Here is an 18,489-nt window from a genome sequence, read left to right as displayed (position 1 = left end):
AGGTTCACCTATGCATGCGTCGGTCGTCATGGAGTAATAGTCCACTTCATTTTCGGTCCAGGCGAGTGTGCGCAGCATGGAATATCCCAGCCTTTCCCATCACGGTGGTACCCGGGGTGTCACCGGGTCCTGTCACCAGTTGCACCTCGGCCCATCCACCAGTTTGCTGGTCGACTGCGGGCTGGAACAGGGAAGTGATGCGCCGCCCGGTGCAGAATCCGCCCCCCTCGGTTTTGACATCCAGGGTATTCAGGCCCTGGTCATCACCCATGTCCATCTCGACCATGTTGGGCGCATCCCTGCGCTGCTGGCAGCGGGTTACCGTGGCCCTATCCTGTGCAGCGAGCCCTCGGCCCGGCTGCTGCCGCTGGTGCTGGAAGACGCCTACAAGCTGAGCATCAGCAGCGAGCCTGCGCAGGTGGCGCGCTATCTCGATTTCATCCGTGACCTTATCGTGCCGCTGCCCTTCGAGCAGTGGCACACGGTGGTTGAGTACCCTGGTCTTGCCTGTCGTATTCGCCTGCAGCGTGCAGGGCATCTGCTGGGTTCCGCTTATGTCGAGTGCGATATGCAGCATGAGCAAACCAACAGCCGGTATGTGTTTTCTGGCGATCTGGGCGCTTGTGGCAACCCGCTGCTGCGCCCGGTGCAGCCCCCGGAGCGTGCTGACGTGCTGGTGCTGGAAAGCACCTACGGCGACCGCCTGCACCCGCAGGCAGACGACCGCCGTCAGCGGCTGGAAGACGCCATCGACCGAGCCCTCGCCGACAAGGGCACCCTCCTGATTCCTGCATTCAGTCTTGGTCGCACGCAGGAGCTATTGTACGAGCTGGAAGACATTCTGCACCGCAAAGCCCTGCTGAACACTACCGGCCCGGCTCCGGACGGTGAGCCAATCGACTGGTCACAGTTGCCCATCATCCTCGATTCGCCCTTGGCTCAGCGCATCACCAGCGTGTACCGGGAGCTGCACGAATACTGGAATGCTGAAGCCAGGGCGCGTGTTGCAGCAGGGCGCGATCCACTCGGCTTCAGCCAACTGATCAGTGTGGACACCCATGCCCGCCACCAGCAGGTGGTCAATTACCTCAAGAGCACCGGGCGACCGGCGATCGTGATTGCCGGCAATGGCATGTGTTCGGGTGGGCGCATCGTCAATTACCTCAAGGCCATGCTGGGGGATCCGCGGCATGAGGTGATGTTTGTGGGGTACCAGGCTAAGGGGACTCCGGGGGCGGTGATACAGGCGAGTGAGGGGGCTGAAGGTTTCGTGCAGCTAGATCTGGATGGAGAGGCTTGCGAGATTCGGGCTAAGGTGATGACGTTGAGTGGGTATTCTGGGCATGCGGATCAGGCCGGTCTCTTGGTATTCGCGACCGGAATACAGCATGCGCCCACTAAGATAGTGCTAGTGCACGGAGAGAGAGCTTCGAAAAACATGTTGGCATCCGTACTGAAGCAAGCGTTTGCGCGCGGTACATCAAGTACGCGTATTTCAGTTCCTGGTTGACCACTCTGCAGAGATTTTGAGGGCGCACAGCTACCTGGGAACCACTAACATCATAAGAACTCCAATCGTGTTCGTTTCATTCGTCTTGACCGGACGGTCTTGGTAGGGTGCAATTACGTGATGCATGCAGGCAAATTGACGCTACGCGATGCCACGTACCTCTATGGTGAGGCCTGTAGATCAAGTGCTTGGCCCGTACCAAGGATGAGCTCAGTGTTTGAATGATGTTAGACGGCCCCTAGGATAATCAGAATAAATGCGTAACGAACCTCAGTGCCCAAATCGTGATGATGAAATCGACCTTTTCGAATTGATGCAGGGAATATGGCGCCAGAGGTTGTGGGTGGGGGTGGTCGCTACACCAATTGTAGCGGCGGGCGTTGCTTATGCATTGTTGGCCACGCCAGTCTACGAGGCGAGGCTATTTGTAGAGCCGCCCAGCCAGAATGATATTGCGCAGTTGAATCTCGGCCGTGGTGGTGAGTCTGGCTTGAGCTACCTGACCGTGAAGGATGTGTATGACATCCACCTTCAGGCATTGCAGTCAGAGGGCGTGCGCTACGCTTTTTTCCGTGATGTGTATTTGCCAAGCTTGAGTGAAGAAAGGCGTAAGGGTTCGCGCGATTCGTTGTACAGCGAGTTTGCCAATTTGCTGGCTGTGGCGCCTGCAGGCAAAGGTTCCTCTACGCGCTACATGGTCACTGCTTCGGTTGCCGACCCTCAGCAGGCGGCTAAGTGGGTAGTGGCGTACAACGAGCTTGCCGCGGGGAACGCCAAACGTGAAGTGCTCGAAAGCAATCGCAGTGACATGCTAGTCAAGGCGGACAACCTGCAAACTCAGATTGACGCTCGGAAAGCCAGCGCGCGACGGGAGCGTGAAGACAACATTGTACGGTTGAAGGAGGCGCTGCTAGTTGCGAAATCCATTGGTCTGGAAAAACCACCAGTCATTTCGCAATCGCTGACCGATGAAGTGTCTGCGGCAATGGGGGGGGCGCTCACCTACATGCGAGGGAGCAAAGCGTTGGAGTCCGAGATCGCGAACCTTGAAGCGCGTACCTCTGATGAGCCGTTCATTCGTGGCCTACGTCCCTTGCAAGAAAAGGTCACGTTTTACCGTAATCTGAAGATTGACCCATCGGATATAAATGTGTTTGAACAGGATGGTGCTGTGGAGCTGCCGGACCGACCGGTCAAACCGAAAAGGGCGCTTATCGTTGTGCTGAGCGCAGTGCTGGGCCTCGGTGCTGGTGTTCTGTTGGCATTCGGCAGAGACCTCTGGATTCGGCGTCGGTCATTTTGAGTACCCCGCTTGTGAGCGATCGGTTTTAGTTGATATCAAAATACTGTTACGTGAGGGGCGATGACCGTTTTTCATAGGGCAAGGAGCCTGCCTTGATGACGTAAGGTAGTGCAAAGGTGTAGTGTGGATGGTCCGTCTATCACGAGATAGAGCGCGTTGGCGGGCTGTCGTTGCCGAGTTCATGGCGGGTCTGCGCCTCGAATCACGGTCGTACTGTTTTAGCTGGAGTTCATCCCCTCGTAGGATGAAATAGACATCTTAAACACCCCGCCTCCTGTCATATGTGCAGGCGGGTAATAGAGAAGGGTGGTTCACGCGATATGACGGATCTCAAGAAGCAGGCGGTTGAAAAGTTCAAGGGTAGAACAGCTCTGATAGGTATAGTAGGGCTTGGGTATGTTGGCCTGCCCCTCATGCTGCGTTATAACGCTATCGGCTTTAACGTTTTAGGCATAGACATTGACGAAGTAAAAGTTGGGCGCTTGAACGCAGGCCAGAGCTACATTGAGCATCTTTCCAGTGAGCGAATCGCTGCGGCTCGCCAGCAAGGGTTCGAGGCGACCTCAGATTTTAGTCGGGCCAGCGAATGTGACGCCCTCATTCTTTGCGTTCCTACGCCTCTGAATAAATATCGCGAACCTGACATGAGCTTCGTCATCAATACAACCGATGCGATAAAACCCTATTTGCGGGGCGGTCAGGTAGTGTCGCTGGAAAGTACTACCTACCCGGGTACCACCGAGGAGGAGCTGCTGCCGCGCCTGCAAGAAGGTGGTTTGAAGGTAGGGGAGGATATCTTCCTTGTTTATTCTCCAGAGCGGGAAGACCCGGGTAATCCGAACTTCGAAACACGAACGATTCCCAAAGTCATCGGCGGGCATACGCCAAGTTGCCTGGAAGTCGGCATCGCCCTGTATGACCAGGCTATCGAGAAAGTCGTACCGGTGAGTTCGACCAAGGCTGCCGAGATGACCAAGCTGCTAGAGAACATTCATCGTGCCGTCAACATCGGTCTGGTCAACGAAATGAAAATTGTCGCTGACCGCATGGGTATCGATATCTTCGAAGTGGTGGATGCAGCGGCAACCAAGCCATTCGGTTTTACCGCTTACTATCCCGGTCCGGGGCTTGGCGGACACTGCATTCCTATCGATCCTTTCTACCTGACCTGGAAGGCGCGTGAGTACGGTGTCAACACCCGCTTCATCGAGCTCTCGGGTGAGGTCAACCAGGGTATGCCGGAGTATGTCCTCGGTAAGCTGATGGATGGTCTGAATGAGTCAGGCAAGGCTCTGAAAGGGAGTCGAATCTTGGTGCTGGGAATTGCTTATAAGAAGAACGTCGATGACATGCGCGAATCGCCTTCGGTCGAGATTATGGAGTTGATCCAGGCTAAAGGTGGCGTGGTGGCCTACAGTGACCCGCATGTGCCGGTATTCCCGAAAATGCGCGAGCATCATTTCGACCTTCGCAGTGAGCCCTTGACGGCAGAAAACCTGGCTTCGTTCGATGCTGTGCTGTTGGCTACCGACCATGACAAGTTCGACTATGCGCTGATCGAAGCCAAGGCCAGGTTGATCGTAGACAGCCGTGGTAAGTACCGTTCTCCAGCTGCTCATATCATCAAGGCTTGAGCCTCGAGTCGATTCGCCCATCCGCCCGGGTTCTGGCTTCGGGCGGGTTCACCTGTTTGGTAAGGAAAGTTCATGAAGAATTTCGCACTGATCGGCGCCGCTGGTTACATTGCCCCCCGGCATATGCGGGCCATCAAGGACACCGGCAATCGCCTGGTCTCGGCCTACGACATCAATGATTCTGTGGGCATCATCGACAGCATCTCTCCTCAAAGCGAGTTCTTCACCGAGTTTGAATTTTTCCTCGAGCATGCACACAGCCTGAAGCGAGAAGCCGCGAGCGCGCTGGACTATGTCTCGATCTGCTCGCCGAATTACCTGCATTACCCACATATCGCTGCGGGTTTACGCCTGGGTTGCGATGTGATCTGCGAGAAGCCGCTGGTCCCAACGCCAGAAATGCTAGATCAGCTTTCGCTTATCGAAAATGAAACGGGTAAGCGCTTGTATAACATCCTGCAACTTCGTCATCACCAGGCGATTATCAAGCTCAAGGACAAGGTTGCCGCTGAGAACCGTGTACACAAATACGAAGTCGACCTTACCTATATCACTTCACGCGGCAAGTGGTACCTGAAGAGTTGGAAAGGTGACCCTCGCAAGTCGTTTGGGGTTGCTACCAATATTGGTGTCCACTTCTACGACATGCTTCATTTCATCTTCGGCAAGCTGCAGCGCAACGTCGTGCACTATTCATCCGAGCACAAGGCCGCCGGCTACCTTGAGTACGAGAAAGCGCGCGTGCGCTGGTTCCTTTCGGTAGATGCCAACGACCTACCCGAGTCCGTAAAAGGTAAAAAGCCAACTTACCGTTCAATCACTGTGGATGGCGAGGAAATGGAGTTCTCCGAAGGGTTCACCGACCTGCACACCACCAGCTATGAAGAAATTCTGGCAGGGCGTGGCTACGGTATCGAGGACGCCCGCCATTGTGTGGAGACCGTCAACGTAATCCGCAGCGCCGCTATAGCGCAGGCCAAGGACAACGAGGCGCACCCTTTCGTCCTCGGGCTTTCTCGCTGAAAACCCAGGGATAGCGGGCGGCCCGCAGGCCGCCTTTCCACGTGCGATACATTCAGTAAGGTCTTTGCCAGCTTGCCCAATAACAATGAAACTTTGCCGCAGGACTTGAACACGTTACGGTCGCGTAAGGGCATGCGGCTGGACGTTCAGGGGCTGCGCGCGGTAGCGGTTTTGGCTGTTCTTATCTGCCACATGGGCAGCGCATGGCTCCCGGCGGGGTTCGTCGGCGTCGAAGTGTTTTTCGTCATATCGGGTTTTATCATTACGGCGCTACTGACTGAGCCAGGGCAGAAGATCCACCTGGCAGGCTTCTACCTGAACCGTATTAAACGCATTGTTCCCGCGTACGCCGCCATGCTGGCGGCGGCCATTCTGCTAGTGTGGAGCACGATGAGAGTGGAGACGGGCGCGCAGGGCAGCCACTATTTCTCGCTCCTCGCTCGCATACCTGAATTCCTGGTGGGGGGCGTAGCCGCTCTCGGTCTACGGGATCGTGAAATACCCTCGCTTGTTTCGACGCTTCTCGGCTTGCTGGGCCTGGGCTTGCTTGCAGCCAGCTTTGTGCTGATTGATAAAACTCTATTCCCCGGTTTATGGTTGCTCGCACCTTGTTTAGGCACCGCACTGGTGATCGCGGCACGCCGAGGCCATGTCAATAATCTCCTGGCCACCCCAGGCTGGGTATGGGTCGGGGGCATCTCTTACTCTCTATATCTATGGCGAGCAGGGCAGGTGTGCATTTTCTGGACCTCTCCAATTCAGGTTTTTTGCCGACGCCCCTTACGAGCATGGAGCGGTTATCTACTTGGATAACCACCATCTGAATGAAGTCGGCGCGCGTCGCTACGGATATTTTGCGCGCGGGCGGCTACAGCAGTTGTACGACCAAACTCAATCCAGCGTGAGTCTCAAGTAATGAATCATTATCAGCATCCTAGTGCAATCGTCGATGAAGGCGCGCAGATTGGCAAAGATTCGCGTGTTTGGCATTTCGTCCATATATGTAGCGGTGCCCGGATCGGTGCAGGCGTTTCCCTTGGACAAAACGTCTTTGTCGGCAACAAGGTCGTGATTGGTGACCGCTGCAAGATTCAGAACAACGTGTCGGTGTACGACAACGTCACATTGGAGGAAGGGGTATTCTGCGGGCCGAGCATGGTCTTCACCAACGTCTACAACCCACGTTCGCTCATCGAGCGCAAGGACCAGTATCGGGACACCCTTGTGAAGAAAGGCGCAACTCTGGGGGCGAACTGCACGATCGTTTGCGGGGTCACAATTGGTGAATTTGCTTTTGTAGGTGCGGGCGCGGTGGTCAATAAGGACGTACCGGCCTATGCGCTGATGGTCGGAGTGCCGGCCAAACAGATCGGCTGGATGAGTGAGTTTGGCGAGCAACTGGATGTAGGCGTAGATGGCCAAGCCATTTGCTCACAAACAGGTGCAACGTACGTAGTACGCGGTAATTCCCTTGAAAAACTGGATGTTTGATCATGATTGAGTTCATCGACCTGAAACAGCAACAAACACGCATAAAGGCGTCTATCGATGCCGGTATTCAGCGCGTATTGAGTCATGGTCAATACATCTTGGGTCCTGAAGTAGCCGAGTTGGAGGACCGACTGGCGGCTTATGTCGGGGCGGCTCACTGCATCACCTGTGCCAATGGCACTGATGCCTTGCAAATTGTTCAAATGGCACTTGGTGTCGGGCCTGGTGACGAAGTTATCACGCCCGGTTTCACCTATATTGCGACGGCTGAAACTGTTGCGTTGCTCGGTGCGAAGCCTGTGTACGTCGATGTTGATGAGCGCACATGCAACCTGGATGTAGCGCAACTGGAGGCCGCCATAACGCCGCGTACGAAAGCGATAGTCCCCGTCTCGCTTTACGGGCAGTGCGCTGATTTTGATGCGATCAACCAGATTGCAGAAAAATATAATCTACCGGTTATTGAGGATGCGGCGCAGAGCTTTGGAGCTACTTACAATGGGCGGCGCTCTTGTGGGTTGACCACGGTGGCATGCACCAGTTTTTTTCCAAGTAAACCCCTCGGCGGTTATGGTGATGGTGGTGCGATATTTACAAACGACCCAGCGCTTGCTCTTATTATTCGTCAGATTGCCCGACACGGCCAGGAAAAGCGTTATCACCATATAAGGGTAGGCGTCAACAGTCGGCTCGATACCCTACAGGCCGCTGTACTTCTGGCGAAGCTCGATATTTTTGATAGTGAAATAGTGCTTCGTCAGCAGGCGGCGAAACGCTACTGTGAGCTTTTGAGTGGGCACGATTCAATCAAGCTCCCTCATATTGCAGCGGGGAATTCCTCGGTCTTTGCCCAATTCACTGTCCAGGTAGAGGATCGGGAGAAAGTCCAGGCTGAGTTGAAAAGTCGTGGGGTGCCGAGTGTGGTTCACTATCCCATTCCTCTTAATAAACAAACCGCAGTCGCTTCTGACGCTTATCTCCCGGTAGGGGATGCACTGGCGACTAAGGTATTGAGCTTGCCGATGCATCCCTATTTGAGTGAGGTCGAAATCAAAGCTGTAGCAGACGCTCTAATTAGTGCGTGCGGTAAGAATAAATGAAAGTTTTTGAGTATGTTTCGTCGTACTGGCGAGATGTTTTTTTGCAAGCCTCAGGAAATACGGTAGCACAAGTCGTTGGGGTGTTGGGTATTCCGTTGCTGTCAAGGTTGTATGCGCCCCAAGAGTTCGCGTTGCAAAGTATTTTCCTGCAGCTCGTCATGTTCTTCGCGGGTGTCATGACTTGGAGGTATGAGTATTTTTTTCAAATGCTTAAAGACGATCAGCAAGCGCGTTGGTTGTTATCTGGGATAATAAAGCTTGGCATTGTTTCTGGGGTTGTACTTACCATTGCGCTGTACGCGTTCTCGGCGGAAATTTCGCAACTGTTGTCCGTTGAACAAGGCGCTAATTTACTACTTATTGCACCTGTCAGTGCATTTCTAGTGTCCCTGGCGTTGGCGTTTCAACACAATGCCCAGCGCTTAGGTGACTACAAGATTTCCGCATTATCGGAAGTGTTTGGTAAATCATCCTATGTTGCGTCGGGCGCGTTGTTGGCGACGGTAAGCACGAGCGGTTTGGTTTTTACGACATTATTTAGTGCGTTGGGCAAAATTGGTGCCCTTCTGCGCTACTCTAAAGACCTTATCTACGGTGCTCGTGTACATGCGCCCAACACCATGAGCCCTTTTAAAAAGCATGCCAGTGGTGCCAATGCCATGGTGATGTCACATGTCTTGGTTACTGTTAGCAGTGCGGCACCCATTTTTTTCATATCGGCCGTATACGGTACGGAAGTACTTGGGCAATTTTCGATGGTCATGGCAACGATCTTCCTTCCCTCTGGACTGATAGGTGCAGCTATAGGCCAGGTTTTCTATCAGCGTGCGGCGTCGCACGCGGAGGAACCGCTGGTTCTTAGAGGGCTCTGGAACATGACCATACGAAAACTGACGCTATTTGGAGTTCCAATCTATTTGTGCGCTGGTATTTTGTCCCCTTGGCTTTATCCGTTTGTTTTGGGAAGCCAATGGGGTGATGCGGGACTGTACGCGCAAGTTTTGATGGTTGCCGCGCTCAGTGCCTTCGTCAGTACGCCCTTGGATCGCGTCTCATTGGTGCTTCGCTACAACTGGTATATGCCTGCATTACATGTGTTCAGGCTGACAGCAACAGGAGTGCTACTTGCGCTCGCTACTCATTTCGCCCTTGATTTCAAAGACTTCTTGCTATTTTATGTCGTGCAGGTATCGGCCGTGTATCTTCTCGATCTTTTGTTTGCTCATTTTTTGATCGTTCACGCGGTCAGGAACGGTGCGGCGGCAATGGGAGAGTCTTGATGTATGGTTGATATAATCAAAGTTTTGCGCATGGGTATGCTGTGATTGGCAAGGTAAGTTGTGTCGGGATAAATGGCATGCGTCGGCTAACCGAGAGCGATAGATCATAATGAGCAATGAAGTGTCGGGTCGTTATAGGGAGCAGGATGCTTTAGTGTTGCCAGGCTCTTTGGTGTTAGTAAGGTTGGCGCGCATAAAACTACTGGTGGCTGTGGTATTTTATGTTTGTGCACTTATTTACGGCCATGATCGATACCTTTCTCTAGTGCAGGGGTTTTGGGGGTTCAATTCGCCTAGCTTTAATCTTGGCAGTATGCTGCTTATCATCGTCCTGGCTGTGGTTCCTGTTTTTGTTATGCCTTTATACCTGACAAGGCCGTCTACTTTATTTATTTATGCTTTGGTATTTTGCGTTTACCTACCAGCGATCGTCATCGGAATGCTTAATCATGAAGACTCCCTTGATCGTTACTTCTGGTTATTCTTTTGTTTTTGCATCGGTCTTGTCGGTTGTTGCTTGGCTGTTCGCTGTGTTCCCTTGCGAAGTAACGCTTCCAGATCGTTGTCGAGGCCTTTGGTGCTTGCCTGCGTGCTGGGTTCGCTAACTTCCTTCTTGGTCTTGTTTCTGACGTATCGGGACATTCTTTCGTTTTCGGGTGCGGATGATATTTATGCGCAAAGGGAGAAGGGGGCGGCTACATCCTTGTTTATAGGCTACTGCCAGGTTTATTTGGCTTATTTTTTATCGCCGGTGCTTTTTGCTACCGGTTTAGTGTCGAGGCGTGTCCTGATCGCGTTGCTCGGCTTTGCTGGTTTTATTTTTGTGTTCATGATCACCGCTGAGCGAACGGTGTTTCTCATGCCTTTCGCAATGTTTTTGTTGGCTTTCATTTTCAAAAGGCGTGGCGGTAATCCTAATAATCCTGCGTATTTGTTTGCGGGCGGCGGGATGATGATCTTTCTGATTGCTGCGCTCTACGATCAGGTAGGTATTTTCAGAGAGTTGGGCTTCTATTTTTATACACGTTTAATCGCTTATCCTGGCTTATTTGTTACCCAGTATTATGATCTCTTCGCAGCGCAAGGTTTTACTTACTGGGCTCACGTGTCTGGCATCGGTCGATTAGTTGATGTCCCTGCAGCGTTTGCAACTGATGAAAAATGGCCTCTTCTTGGCAAAATTCTGGCTGAGCGGGTGCTCGGTGTACAAAGCCAGTCTAATGCCAGTTTTGTGGCTACCGATGGCGTCGCCGCTGCCGGCGCCCCGGGAATACTGGTCATCTTCGTGCTTTACACAGCCTGGCTGATTGCACTTGATTGGGTGTCCCAAGGGTGGAACAAGGTGTTGCTGCTGACGGCACTTTTTCCTCTCGCATTTGTAACCACGAATGGACCTTTTTTTACCATGCTGGCTTCCTTTGGCGGAGGGCTGTGGATTGCCATGCTTTGGGCTGACAAGTTTAGAATAAAACTATGGGGGTATCGACTGTGATTGGATATATCATCTCGCGGATACTAAAAAAATCACGGGGATCTGCGCTGATCGACTCGCATGTTCCTCGTAGTTCGAAGGTAGAGTCTGGCAGTACGTTATTTTCCACACGTTTTGGTGAGCATAGCTTTTGCGGCTATGATTGCACGTTCATAAAAACTACTATTGGGTCATTTTGCTCAGTTGCCAATAATGTTGTGGTGGGTGGCGCGCGACACCCAATCGAGTACGTCTCGACCAGTCCCGTGTTTCTGGCGCATAAAGAGAGTATCAAGAAGAAATTCTCTCGGCATGAGTACCGTTGGGACCCTACCACGACCATAGGGCACGATGTCTGGATCGGGGAGGGCGTTTTGATAAAGGGTGGGATTACGATCGGAACCGGTGCTGTGATAGGCATGGGCAGCGTGGTTACCAAGGATGTCCCTCCTTATGCTATCTATGGCGGCAACCCGGCACGCTTGATCCGTTACAGATTTCCTGAGTCCATTGTTGAGGGACTTCTGAAAAGTCGTTGGTGGGAACTATCGGATGAGCAATTGAGTGTGGCTGCTGCCCATTTCACCGATCCAGAAGCTTTTTTGAAAAATCAGAATTTGCTATGAAAATCATTCATCTGTGTGTTTCATGTTTCTATATCGATGGCTATCGGTATCAAGAAAATGAGCTAGTGCGCGAGCACGTAGATACCGGCCACGATGTATTAGTGGTGGCGTCCACGGAAACCTATCTGGATAATTTGACCCTTGGCTATACCACGCCAGGTGATTATATGGGGACGGATGGAGCTCGCGTTATACGGTTACCTTACAGTGGTTTCGGTCCGTTCTTTTTGAGAAAGAAGCTCAGGATTCACAAACAACTGGGGCGTATTCTTGAGACGTTTGCTCCAGATGTGATCATGTTTCATGGGTTGTGTGGCTGGGAGTTGCGCACTGCGGCGCGGTACAAATGCAAGCACGCGAATGTTAAGCTTTATGTCGATAGTCATGAGGATGCAAATAATAGTGCGGTAAGCAGGTTGTCAAAACTGCTTCACAAATTTTACTACCGTCCAATCATTAGGGCGGCGCTGCCGAGCATAGACAAGGTGCTTTGCATTTCTCGAGAGACTCTCGATTTTTGCCGAAAACAATACGGCATCGACGATGCATCTATGGAGTTTTTCCCGCTGGGCGGAAGGATCGCCGATGACTCAAGCTATACAAAAAATCGGTCTGAAACACGCGCGATGCTGGGTATCGCCCCTGGTCAAACAGTGTTTATTCAGTCTGGGAAGTTTGATGAAAAAAAGAAGCTGGTTCAAAGTCTTCGGGCGTTCTCGCGATTGCAATCTGAAGGTTTCCAGTTTTTGATCGTTGGGCAATTGCATGACTCCATTGCCGAGGAGGCGCGTGAGCTCATTGCCAGAGACCCCCGTATCACTTTCTTGGGCTGGAAAACTGCCGATGAATTATACGATTTGTTGTGCGCGGCTGATGTGTATGTCCAGCCCGGGAGCCAATCAGCGACAATGCAGATGAGCCTCTGCGCTCGCCGGCCTGTTATCGTTGCTGACGTGCCCAGTCATGTTCCGTTTGTGCAGGGAAATGGATGGACCATTCGAGATGAAAGCGATTTGCTCAGCGCCTTTGCAAAGATTGAGGCAGATCCTGGAATATTGGATACTTACTCGAGGCGGTCTTATGAAATTGCTTCGAGTCTTTTGGATTATCGTCGCATGGCAAAGCGCCTGCTGACCTAATTGCTGGAAGCTAATATGAAAAACTACAAGATTTGTACCCGTTGTATCATGGATACCAGTGATCCAAATATTCGCTTTGATCAGCATGGTGTTTGCGAGTACTGCGCCAACTTCGAGAGTGAAATCAAGCCCAATTGGGACACTGGCGCGCATGGCGAGTCCCAATTGATGGCGCTGGCAGAAAAAATCAAGAAGCACGGTAGAGGCAAGGATTTCGACTGCATCATCGGTTTGAGCGGCGGCCTGGACAGCTCCTATGCCGCTTACATAGCCAAAAATGTCATGGGGCTGAGACCGTTGCTGTTCCACGTAGATGCGGGATGGAACACTGATCAGGCTGTTGGCAACATCGAGCGCTTGGTCGACGGGCTCGGCCTGGATCTCTACACCGATGTAATCAATTGGGAAGAAATGAAGGACCTTCAAGTGGCCTTCTTGCGCTCGCAGATTTCCGACCAGGATTTACCGCAGGATGCAGCCTTCTTCTCTTCGCTTTACAAGTTTGCACGCAAGCACAAGATAAAATATGTCTTGACCGGCGCAAATTACTCGACGGAGTGCTGCCGTGAGCCCGAAGAGTGGGGCGGCTATCCAGGGATCGATAAGACATTATTCAATGACATTCATGGACAATTCGGAAAGCGATCACTGAAGAGCTTCCCGCTAGTTGATATCCTTACCTACAAGATTTTTTACCAGCGCATTCTCGGCATGCAGATTGTCAAGCCTCTGAATCTCGTGCCCTACGTCAAGGCGGATGCAGAAGCCACGTTGGAGCGCCTGTTCGGCTGGAAGCGATTCAAGCATAAGCACCACGAGTCACGCTTCACGCGTTTTTACGAAGATTACTGGATGCCGCGCAAGTTTGGCTACGAAAAGCGCCGCGCGCATTTCTCCAGCCTGATCATGACAGGCCAGCTGACGCGGGAGGCGGCCCTTGAGCGGATTGCCAAGCCTGAGATGGACGAAAACTTCCTGAAATCGGAGTTCGAGTACGTCGCGCACAAGCTGGACTTGACTGTGCCTGAGCTTCAGGGCATTTTTGAAGGTCAGAACAAGACCTTCCGTGACTACAAAAACAAACGTTTCCTGATCGGCATTGGGGCGAGAGTGCTCAGCGCCATCGGATTGGAAAGAAGGCTGTTCAGATGATTACCATCATTGATTACGGCTTGGGCAACATCCAGGCATTCGTCAACGTCTATAGACGCTTGCACATTCCGGTATCGGTTGCGCAAACCGCAGCGCAGTTGGACGGCGCAACCAAACTGATCCTCCCCGGCGTCGGCGCCTTCGACCACGCGATCGAACGGCTGGATGCCTCTGGCATGCGTCCTGCTCTCGAAGCGCTGGTACAGCAGCACAAGGTGCCTGTGCTTGGTATCTGTGTGGGTATGCAAATTCTCGCCAACAGCAGTGAGGAAGGGCAACTGGCAGGCCTGGGCTGGGTACCTGGGTGCGTTCGGTCCTTCAAGTCCGTCCCGAACCTTGCAGATCTGCCGTTGCCTCACATGGGTTGGAATGATGTGGCTGCACTCAACGACAACTCCTTGTTTAAAGGCTTCGAGGATGAGGCGCGGTTCTATTTCCTGCATTCGTTCTTCTTTGAGTGTGAACAGGAGCAGCACCGGGCAGCGATCTCATCCTACGGGCTTGAGTTCAGCTGCGCCGTTCAGGCCGGGAACGTCTATGGCGTTCAGTTCCATCCTGAGAAGAGTCACCACTTTGGTGTCGGCTTGCTGAAAAACTTCGCGGAACTGTGAGCGGAAACTGACAAATGCTAAGACCACGGATCATTCCATGCCTGCTCATCCAAGACGGTGGGCTGGTGAAGACGGTCAAATTCAAGGACCCGAAATACGTCGGAGATCCCATCAATGCGGTGAAGATCTTCAATGAAAAGGAAGCCGATGAACTGATCGTGATTGATATCGATGCCACTGCCCATGGTGTCGAGCCCAACTATACCCAGATCGCCAAGCTTGCAGCCGAGTGCCGCATGCCACTGTGTTATGGCGGGGGTATCCGCACTGCAGAACAAGCCAAGAAGATCATCCAGTTGGGCGTCGAGAAGGTGGCCATCAGTTCAGCTGCGCTCGATAACCCTCGGCTGGTGACCCAGATTGCCGAGGAAATCGGCACCCAGAGCGTCGTGGTAGTACTGGACCACAAATCGCGCTTGTTGAGCAAGCATCAGGAAGTATGGACGCACAACGGCACGCGCAATACCAAGCGTAACGTCGTTGAAGTTGCACAAGAGCTGGAAAAGCTTGGTGCCGGTGAGATCGTGCTCAACTCCATTGAGAACGATGGGAGGATGAAGGGCTATGACCTCGAGCTGGCCAGCAAGCTGCGGGCCGCGGTGCATATTCCTATCACCATACTGGGTGGGGGAGGGTCACTCGAAGATATGGCCAGCGTGGTCAAGGCGTGCGGTGTGGTAGGCGTGGCAGCAGGCAGTTTCTTCGTATTCAAGGGGACCTATCGAGCTGTGCTGATCAGCTACCCAACTGCCCAGCAGAAAGACGACATCATTTATTCCGCTCTACGAGCCCGCTAACTTCCAACGTGCGTCGCAAGGGTCAGATCATATGTTCAAAGGTAAGAAGCTCCTCATCACCGGTGGCACGGGGTCTTTTGGCAACGCTGTGCTCAAGCGGTTTCTCGATAGCGATATTGCTGAAGTGCGAGTTTTCAGCCGCGACGAAAAGAAGCAGGACGATATGCGCAAGCGCTACGACAGCGCCAAGTTAAAGTTTTACATCGGCGATGTTCGCGATTACCAGAGCGTGCTGAACGCCACGCGAGGGGTCGACTATATCTTCCACGCTGCCGCGTTGAAGCAGGTACCTTCCTGCGAGTTCCACCCGATGGAGGCTGTGAAGACCAACGTCCTCGGCACCGAGAACGTCCTTGAGGCAGCGATCCAGAACGAAGTACAGCGTGTGGTCTGCCTCAGTACCGACAAAGCGGTATATCCGATCAATGCCATGGGTATTTCCAAAGCCATGATGGAAAAGGTCATGGTGGCAAAGTCGCGCAACCTCGACCAGACCAAAACGGTCATTTGCGGTACCCGCTACGGCAATGTCATGGCATCGCGCGGGTCGGTGATTCCGCTATTCGTCGAGCAGGTTCGCGCAGGCAAGTCATTGTCGATCACAGACCCGAACATGACTCGTTTCATGATGACGCTGGCTGACGCTGTGGACCTGGTTCTGTATGCCTTCGAGCACGGTAACAACGGTGACCTGTTCGTACAGAAAGCGCCTGCTGCGACGGTCGAAACCTTGGCCATTGCATTGACCTCGCTGCTTGGCAAGCCCGAGCACCCTGTGCAGGTTATCGGTACCCGTCATGGTGAAAAACTCTACGAGGCCCTGCTCAGTCGTGAGGAGATGGCCTGTGCCGATGACATGGGCAACTACTTCCGGGTACCGCCAGACCTGCGCGATCTAAACTACAGCAAATTCGTTGAGCAAGGTGAAGAGAAGATCTCAAGGACTGAAGATTACAATTCGCACAACACTGAACGCCTAGACGTTATAGGCATGCAAGCATTGCTGCTCAAGCTCGAATTCATTCAGGCCATTCAGCGTGGCGAACATGCTACTCCGGAGGAATGAGTGATGAAGGTTCTGGTTACCGGCGGCAATGGCTTTATCGCGCGCAACCTGCTGGTTCACCTCAAGGAACGTAAGAACATCGAGGTGACTTTGTTTGTCCGCGGCGATGACCTGGGCACCTTGAACCGCAAGGTCGCCGAAGCGGATTGCATCTTCCATCTGGCAGGTGTAAATCGCCCCCAGGACCCCGCGGAGTTCGACAGCGGCAACAGCGAACTGACTCAGCAGCTATGTGATGCAGTCAAGGCTTCCGGGCGCAAGATACCGGTGGTGTACTCGTCATCCATTCAGGCGGAGCGTGACAATCCATATGGTGTCAGCAAGCTCGCGGCTGAGCGGGCTTTGACGACCTTGGGCCAGCAGAGCGAAAGCCCGGTTTACATCTTCCGGTTGCCCAACGTATTCGGGAAATGGGCACGACCGAACTACAACTCGGCCGTTGCGACCTTCTGCCATAACATTTCCCACGACCTACCTATCCAGATTCACGACGAATCTGCAGCATTGAACCTGGTCTATGTAGATGATGTGGTCAGCAAATTTCTCGCCATCATGGATGGAGAGGTGCCGAACAGCGGCCTGGTAGAGGTCGAACCGATCTACAGCACTACCGTAGGCGAGTTAGCGAAGCAGATACGCCGCTTCCGTGACAGCCGTGCCACCCTGGTTACCGAGAACGTGGGCGTGGGTCTGGTCAGAGCGCTGTACTCCACTTATCTGAGCTACCTGCCGCCATCTGCATTCACCTATGAGGTACCCAAGTACGGCGACCCGCGTGGCGTTTTCGTAGAAATGCTGAAAACCCCCGAAGCCGGGCAGTTTTCCTACTTTACGGCACACCCAGGCATTACACGTGGCGGTCACTATCATCACTCGAAAACCGAGAAGTTCCTAGTCATCAAAGGCAAGGCTAACTTCCGCTTCCGTCAGGTAGTGACAGGCGAGTTTTACGAGCTGCAGACCAGCGGTGAGTCGCCGACCATTGTCGAGACGGTACCAGGCTGGACCCATGACATCACCAATATCGGTGATGACGAGATGATCGTCATGCTTTGGGCCAATGAAATCTTTGACCGTGAACACCCAGACACCTATGCACTGCCGGTCTGCCCTTGACCCGGCTGGGCTAGGAATGAGAATTGTATGAAAAAGCTCAAAATCGTCACCGTTGTTGGAACACGTCCAGAAATCATTCGCTTGTCTAGGGTCCTGAGTGCGCTCGATGAACACTGTGAACATGTGCTGGTGCACACCGGGCAGAATTACGACTACGAACTGAACGAGATTTTTTTCCAGGATCTGGGCATTCGTAAGCCGGATCACTTCCTGAACGCAGCAGGTGCTTCCGGCGCCGAAACCATCGGTAATGTGATCATTGCGGTGGATCGTGTGCTGGCTGAGGTTAATCCGGAGGCTTTGCTGGTGCTGGGCGACACCAACAGCTGCATGGCTGTGATCTCGGCCAAGCGGCGTAAGATCCCTACCTTCCACATGGAAGCTGGCAACCGTTGTTTCGACATGCGCGTGCCCGAAGAGATCAACCGCCGCATCGTGGACCATACCGCTGACATCAACCTTACCTACAGCACCATCGCGCGTGACTACCTGTTACGCGAAGGCCTACCAGCCGATCGCGTCATCAAGACCGGTAGCCCGATGTTCGAAGTGCTCAACCATTACCGCGACGGTATTGAGGCGTCCGATGTGCTTGAGCGGCTTGGGCTTGAGGCGGGTAAGTTCTTTGTGGTCAGCGCGCACCGCGAAGAAAACATCGATTCCGACAAAAACTTCCTCAAGTTGGTCGATGCACTCAATACCGTTGCCGAACAATTTGATTTGCCAGTTATTGTTTCTACCCACCCCCGCACCCAAAAGCGCGTCGACGTGATGGGGGTTACGTTCCATGCCAATGTACGCTTGCTGAAGCCCTTGGGTTTCAAGGATTACAACAAGCTGCAACTCACCTCCAAGGCGGTGCTGTCCGACAGCGGCACCATCAACGAAGAGGCGTCGATACTCAACTTCCCAGCCTTGAATATCCGTGAGGCTCATGAGCGCCCTGAAGGCATGGAGGAAGCGGCTGCGATGATGGTCGGACTTGATGCCGAGCGGATTCTGCAGGGGCTGAGCATTCTCGAAAGCCAATTGCGCGGCGAGCAGCGCAGCCTGCGATTGGTGGCCGATTACAGCATGCCGAACGTTTCGGACAAGGTGGTGCGTATCGTTCACAGCTACACCGACTACGTTAACCGCACAGTATGGAAACGGTACTGAACCTGTGGAAGG

The 18,489-nt window shown here is 53.1% G+C and carries 17 protein-coding genes; all 17 read left to right on the top strand.

Translation table 11 applies throughout. The features are described 5' to 3' along the window. Positions 1–76: 76 nt before the first annotated feature. The 17 genes from PRJ_RS20680 (at position 77) to wecB (ending at position 18,477) form a co-directional block, all read left to right on the top strand. Positions 77–1,510, top strand: coding sequence for an MBL fold metallo-hydrolase RNA specificity domain-containing protein (locus tag PRJ_RS20680; protein WP_104962364.1), 1,434 nt, complete (start codon positions 77–79; stop codon positions 1,508–1,510). Between the two features lie 256 nt (positions 1,511–1,766). After that, positions 1,767–2,813 carry an LPS O-antigen chain length determinant protein WzzB gene (locus tag PRJ_RS20675; RefSeq protein WP_104962363.1) on the top strand — a complete coding sequence of 349 codons (1,047 nt, stop codon included), beginning with the start codon at positions 1,767–1,769 and terminating at the stop codon, positions 2,811–2,813. A 320-nt stretch (positions 2,814–3,133) separates the two neighbouring features. After that, positions 3,134–4,447 carry a UDP-N-acetyl-D-glucosamine 6-dehydrogenase gene (wbpA, locus tag PRJ_RS20670; protein ID WP_104962362.1) on the top strand — a complete coding sequence of 438 codons (1,314 nt, stop codon included), beginning with the start codon at positions 3,134–3,136 and terminating at the stop codon, positions 4,445–4,447. 72 nt (positions 4,448–4,519) lie between these two features. Beyond that, a complete protein-coding gene (gene wbpB, locus PRJ_RS20665) occupies positions 4,520–5,470 on the top strand; it encodes a UDP-N-acetyl-2-amino-2-deoxy-D-glucuronate oxidase (RefSeq protein WP_104962361.1) in 951 nt (316 codons plus the stop codon). A gap of 72 nt (positions 5,471–5,542) precedes the next feature. After that, the gene (locus PRJ_RS20660; RefSeq protein WP_263399883.1) at positions 5,543–6,283 is read left to right on the top strand and encodes an acyltransferase; all 741 of its coding nucleotides are present in this window, start codon (positions 5,543–5,545) and stop codon (positions 6,281–6,283) included. Positions 6,284–6,385: 102 nt separating this feature from the next. Beyond that, positions 6,386–6,961, top strand: a complete 576-nt coding sequence (gene wbpD, locus PRJ_RS20655; protein WP_104962360.1) for a UDP-2-acetamido-3-amino-2,3-dideoxy-D-glucuronate N-acetyltransferase — start codon at positions 6,386–6,388, stop codon at positions 6,959–6,961. Positions 6,962–6,963: 2 nt separating this feature from the next. Continuing rightward, positions 6,964–8,061: a DegT/DnrJ/EryC1/StrS aminotransferase family protein gene (locus PRJ_RS20650; protein ID WP_104962359.1), complete on the top strand. Its 1,098-nt coding sequence runs from the start codon at positions 6,964–6,966 to the stop codon at positions 8,059–8,061. Then, positions 8,058–9,341 carry a lipopolysaccharide biosynthesis protein gene (locus PRJ_RS20645; RefSeq protein ID WP_104962358.1) on the top strand — a complete coding sequence of 428 codons (1,284 nt, stop codon included), beginning with the start codon at positions 8,058–8,060 and terminating at the stop codon, positions 9,339–9,341. Before PRJ_RS20650 ends, PRJ_RS20645 begins: the two co-directional genes overlap by 4 nt. 109 nt (positions 9,342–9,450) lie before the next feature. Then, a complete protein-coding gene (locus tag PRJ_RS20640; protein ID WP_104962357.1) occupies positions 9,451–10,833 on the top strand; it encodes a hypothetical protein in 1,383 nt (460 codons plus the stop codon). Further along, the gene (locus tag PRJ_RS30575) at positions 10,830–11,438 is read left to right on the top strand and encodes a CatB-related O-acetyltransferase (RefSeq protein ID WP_274140432.1); all 609 of its coding nucleotides are present in this window, start codon (positions 10,830–10,832) and stop codon (positions 11,436–11,438) included. The genes PRJ_RS20640 and PRJ_RS30575 overlap by 4 nt, the downstream gene beginning before the upstream one ends. Beyond that, positions 11,435–12,577, top strand: a complete 1,143-nt coding sequence (locus PRJ_RS20630) for a glycosyltransferase family 4 protein (protein ID WP_104962355.1) — start codon at positions 11,435–11,437, stop codon at positions 12,575–12,577. The genes PRJ_RS30575 and PRJ_RS20630 overlap by 4 nt, the downstream gene beginning before the upstream one ends. Positions 12,578–12,592: 15 nt before the next feature. Continuing rightward, positions 12,593–13,729, top strand: coding sequence for an N-acetyl sugar amidotransferase (locus tag PRJ_RS20625; protein WP_104962354.1), 1,137 nt, complete (start codon positions 12,593–12,595; stop codon positions 13,727–13,729). Next, entirely contained in the window at positions 13,726–14,340 is a 615-nt protein-coding gene (gene hisH / locus PRJ_RS20620) for an imidazole glycerol phosphate synthase subunit HisH (RefSeq protein WP_104962353.1), read from the top strand. The genes PRJ_RS20625 and hisH overlap by 4 nt, the downstream gene beginning before the upstream one ends. 14 nt (positions 14,341–14,354) lie before the next feature. Next, entirely contained in the window at positions 14,355–15,137 is a 783-nt protein-coding gene (locus PRJ_RS20615) for an AglZ/HisF2 family acetamidino modification protein (protein ID WP_104962352.1), read from the top strand. A gap of 31 nt (positions 15,138–15,168) precedes the next feature. Continuing rightward, entirely contained in the window at positions 15,169–16,203 is a 1,035-nt protein-coding gene (locus tag PRJ_RS20610) for a polysaccharide biosynthesis protein (RefSeq protein ID WP_104962351.1), read from the top strand. Positions 16,204–16,206: 3 nt separating this feature from the next. Continuing rightward, a complete protein-coding gene (locus PRJ_RS20605; RefSeq protein ID WP_104962350.1) occupies positions 16,207–17,319 on the top strand; it encodes an NAD-dependent epimerase/dehydratase family protein in 1,113 nt (370 codons plus the stop codon). A 27-nt stretch (positions 17,320–17,346) separates the two neighbouring features. Continuing rightward, entirely contained in the window at positions 17,347–18,477 is a 1,131-nt protein-coding gene (wecB, locus tag PRJ_RS20600; RefSeq protein WP_104962349.1) for a non-hydrolyzing UDP-N-acetylglucosamine 2-epimerase, read from the top strand. Positions 18,478–18,489: the final 12 nt, after the last annotated feature.

The sequence above is a fragment of the Pseudomonas sp. XWY-1 genome (assembly GCF_002953115.1).
GTDB classification, from domain to species: Bacteria; Pseudomonadota; Gammaproteobacteria; order Pseudomonadales; family Pseudomonadaceae; genus Aquipseudomonas; species Aquipseudomonas alloputida.
This window is presented reverse-complemented; position numbering and strand designations above follow the sequence as displayed.